This is a genomic window from Ruegeria sp. BHSB064, assembly GCF_059613205.1.
In genome coordinates this window covers 1-3,772 of sequence record NZ_JBXWSB010000214.1, presented here as the reverse complement: position 1 = coordinate 3,772, position 3,772 = coordinate 1, and the positions used below count along the sequence as shown (strand labels likewise).

Here is a 3,772-nt window from a genome sequence, read left to right as displayed (position 1 = left end):
ATGATGGACAGCTTTATCATCTTCATGTTGATACTTTTGCCTTTTTCCATGCCCGGTGACGCGATATTCACCCTGTTCGGATTTCCGGCCAGTTGGCAGGGGCTGTGGAAAGCCATTGAGATTGCACTGACAGCCAACGCCGTGGTCCTGACCCTGATGGTTCTGGTCGGCACGTTGGAACCTGTCACTCTGGGTCATGCTTTGCACAAACTGCGCTGCCCAGATGCTCTTGTGCATTTGCTGATGTTCACCATCAGATATATCGAAGTCTTGCGCGAAGAATATCTGCGCCTTCGCGGGGCTATGAAAGTCCGTGGTTTCCGCTCGGGCACCAACTGGCACACGTATCGCAGCTTTGGCTATCTGGTGGGCATGATGCTGGTGCGTGCCATCGAACGGTCAGAACGCATACTGGGCGCCATGAAATGTCGCGGGTTTTCTGGGCGTCTTCTTTTGCTGCAAGATTTTCATCTGACCCGGCGCGACAGCTTGTTCGCTGTGACACTGGGTTCGATCTGCCTCGGTCTTCTTTGTCTGGATTTCCTATGACGATCCTTAAACTCGAAGATATCCATTTCGCCTATCCCGGCCAGGCATCCGTGCTGGACGGTGCATCGCTTTCACTTGATCCGGGACAACGCCTGTCAATTGCCGGGCCCAATGGCGCGGGAAAATCCACGCTGTTTCGCATTGCCCTTGGGTTGCAGAAACCGACCGCAGGACGCGTGATCGCCCTTGGCAAGGACCGACGGGCCGAAGCGGATTTCTACGAGGTGCGCCGCGAGATCGGGCTTGTGTTTCAAGACCCCGACGACCAACTGTTTTGCCCTACCGTCGCAGAAGACATCGCGTTTGGGCCGCTCAATCTGGGCCGCAGCAAGGCCGAGGCGCTTGCTATCGTTGACAAGGTTCTGTCCGATCTGGACTTGATGCACCTGCGGGACCGCATCACGCATAAGTTGTCCGGGGGCGAAAAGCGGCTTGTGACCCTTGCCACCGTGTTGGCGATGGAGCCGCAGGCGCTGCTATTGGACGAACCGACCAATGCGCTCGACACCAAGAACGAGGCCCGTCTGCTGGAAATTTTACAGGGCTTGCCTCAGGCGATTTTGCTGGTCAGCCATGCCCCATCCTTCCGTCAGGCATTGGCGCCGGACACGCTTGAGCTGAGAAATGGAAAGCTGGTTTCGGCTGGGTTTTGACCCGCAAGACACCAGTTTCCACCCTTCATCACTATGCACCTGGATCCGGCTGATCGGCACGTCTTCCGGCCACGGCCCACAACATTTGAAGCGGTTCGCCAGACCAAAGCTCAGGCCTGAACTGCAACATCGGCGGATACCGTTTCAGCTTCGATGGCATTGTCCAGTGCCTTGCGGAACAGTTTAGCGCCTTTGTCCAAGCCAAGATCGATATGAGGTGTCTTGGCGTGCTTCATGCCAAGATGCACCTGCTCCAACACCTCTTTGTCCTCAAGAAAGGCCATACGCGCGCCGTCATTCATGAACTTCGAGACTTCAGCATTGTCTGGATCCGTATTGCGATGCTGGAACCAGAAATAGCGGGTTCGGTCTTCGTCTATCGGCGTCATGAAATTGTACGAGATATTGACATAGGTCTCATCAACATGGGGTTTTCCATAGCCGCCGGTTCCAACGGGCGTGTAAACGGATTTGTTCAGTGCGATTGCAGGCAGGCACATCTCGTAATGCTGCAGCCGGTCACAGTCACCCTCGAACGCAACCAGATTTGCGTAATACGGTGAGGGTGGCTTGTTTTCTATCCAGCGTGATACGATGACACCGCGATCGGTTTTCTCAACATTCAACGGCTCTTCATCCGTACCAGCGCCCGCAAAAGACGTCACATGGACCCAGGCCACGTGGCTGGGGTCCAGTAGATTGTCGCAGACCCACAAGTAGTGGCAGTCGATATCCATCACACCACCATCGGTTTTGCCCCAGCTTGGGTCATCAAAGTTCTCAATCGGAAAGATCTTGTCCGGATCGGCAAGGGCGGGATCGCCCATCCAGATCCAAAGGTACCTGTACCGATCCACCACCGGATAGGATTTTACAACCGCCCGGCGTGGGGTCATTCCGCGCTGTGTTGGGCTGTCGGTACATTTGCCTGAGCAATCGAATTTCAAGCCGTGATAACCGCATTCGACGACATCGCCGATCAGGTTACCCATTGAAAGTGGAAGTTTACGGTGGGGACAGGCATCCTCCAGCGCGACCGGAGTACCGTCCTGCTGTCGATAAAGCACGATGTTTTCACCCAGAAACGTCTCGGCTTTCAGTTCGCGCCCGACGTCCTTGCTCCAGGCCGCGACATACCAACAGTTTCTCAGAAACATTCAGCTCTCCAATGCGTACGGTGGTTTTTATCATTATGAGCAGCCGAACGCTCATATGCCATGCCAGAGTTTTAATGACTTATATAAGCTTGGCTAATTTCAAAAAGACGCAGACTGCGGGATTTCGGGTTGTGTGGCGACTTCAGAGTGAATCCATGTCAGGAACTCGGAAACTTTGGCGCTGTCCTTGGTTTCATGCGGTCGCACCAGCCAATAAGACAGTGGTGATTGGGTCATTTCTTTGAAGGGCCGGACCAAACGGCCGTCACTCATCATATCAATCACCAACGGTTCCCGTCCCAGTGCCACCCCCAAGCCTTCGATCGCCGCCTGAACAACCATGTTCGACTGTCCTAATCGGCGTGTTCGCAGCGCGGTTGGCAAAGTCAGGCCACAGCGCCGCGCCCAGAATTCCCATGTGGGACTGGCCGCGCCATGATGCAGATTCTCATCTACCAGCATTGTGTGCCGGGCAAGGTCTTCAACGTTTCGCAGATCGGGCAACAGCGACGGCGCGCATACCGGGAACAATTGCTCATTCATGAGCAAATCGACTTGATAGCCCGGATAATCGCCCAATCCGTACCGAATTCCGATATCGGCGTCCGCACCCGAAAATGGAAATTGCCCGGTGTCAGTTGCGATCGAAATCGACAGGTCCGGGTGGGCGATATCAAAGCGCAAAAGGCGTGGAAACAACCAGTTGAAGGCAAAACCCGGCAGGCATGAAATCACAATTGTCCTGTCCGAACGGGTTTTGTCCCTGAGTTGCGCGCACACATCCGAGATGCGCCCCAACCCTTCTGAGATCGCAAGCGCCAGCAACTCCCCCTCGCGGGTCGGGCGTGACTGGCGCGCGCCCCGCACCAGCAGCTCGCGCCCCAGCCACTCTTCAAGGCTGCGCACATGTTGGCTGACCGCACTTTGGCTGACACCCAGTTCCGTTGCAGCTGGCGAAAACCCCGAATGGCGGACAACGGCCTCGAACGCTCTTAGTGCGGAATAGGGCAAGTTCAAGATCATATTAGTAACTCTAATGCCACTCATAATCACTTTCAAATAGATTGGTGACAACGCTCGCTGGTAATCTGTACGAACCCGAACCCTCAGGAGACGCGAATGTCGGATATTACGCCCGAGCGCGGCGCGCGAAACCTTTTGACAAACTGTGCGCAAGCGGCCGCCGGAGACCGGTTGCTGATCGCTTACGAGCCGCCAGAGTTTGGGTATTTCGATGCGGACAGTGTGAAAATTGTTTCCGGGGTGGCCCGCTCCATGGGCTTGTTCGTGGATACGGTTGATGTGGGATTCAACCCTGACAAACCGCATTTGTCCCCGGATCTGCTGGCCCGGTTCGAGACTGCCGACATCATCCTGTTTTTGGCGCGCCTTGGGGATCAGTTGCGCTTTTCG

At 55.3% G+C, this 3,772-nt stretch carries 4 protein-coding genes and 1 pseudogene; 3 read left to right on the top strand and 2 right to left on the bottom strand.

The window, feature by feature from the left end:
• Together cbiQ and AC2FNU_RS24245 are read left to right on the top strand one after the other, a co-directional pair.
• The coding region (gene cbiQ, locus AC2FNU_RS24250) for a cobalt ECF transporter T component CbiQ (protein ID WP_496793954.1) at positions 1–549 on the top strand (549 nt) is incomplete at its 5' end.
• On the top strand, positions 546–1,202 hold the full coding sequence (locus AC2FNU_RS24245; RefSeq protein ID WP_496793953.1) for an energy-coupling factor ABC transporter ATP-binding protein: 657 nt from the start codon (positions 546–548) through the stop codon (positions 1,200–1,202). The genes cbiQ and AC2FNU_RS24245, both read left to right, overlap by 4 nt.
• A 110-nt stretch (positions 1,203–1,312) precedes the next feature.
• Here the strand turns inward: AC2FNU_RS24245 and AC2FNU_RS24240 are convergent, their stop codons facing one another.
• Both AC2FNU_RS24240 and AC2FNU_RS24235 read right to left on the bottom strand, forming a co-directional pair.
• The gene (locus AC2FNU_RS24240) at positions 1,313–2,359 is read right to left on the bottom strand and encodes an aromatic ring-hydroxylating dioxygenase subunit alpha (RefSeq protein ID WP_496793949.1); all 1,047 of its coding nucleotides are present in this window, start codon (positions 2,357–2,359) and stop codon (positions 1,313–1,315) included.
• Positions 2,360–2,458: 99 nt separating this feature from the next.
• Positions 2,459–3,382: a LysR substrate-binding domain-containing protein gene (locus AC2FNU_RS24235; protein ID WP_496793944.1), complete on the bottom strand. Its 924-nt coding sequence runs from the start codon at positions 3,380–3,382 to the stop codon at positions 2,459–2,461.
• Positions 3,383–3,478: 96 nt separating this feature from the next.
• On the opposite strand from AC2FNU_RS24235, the pseudogene AC2FNU_RS24230 reads away from it, so the two are divergent.
• Positions 3,479–3,772, top strand: a pseudogene (locus tag AC2FNU_RS24230) (hypothetical protein); the annotation flags it as partial.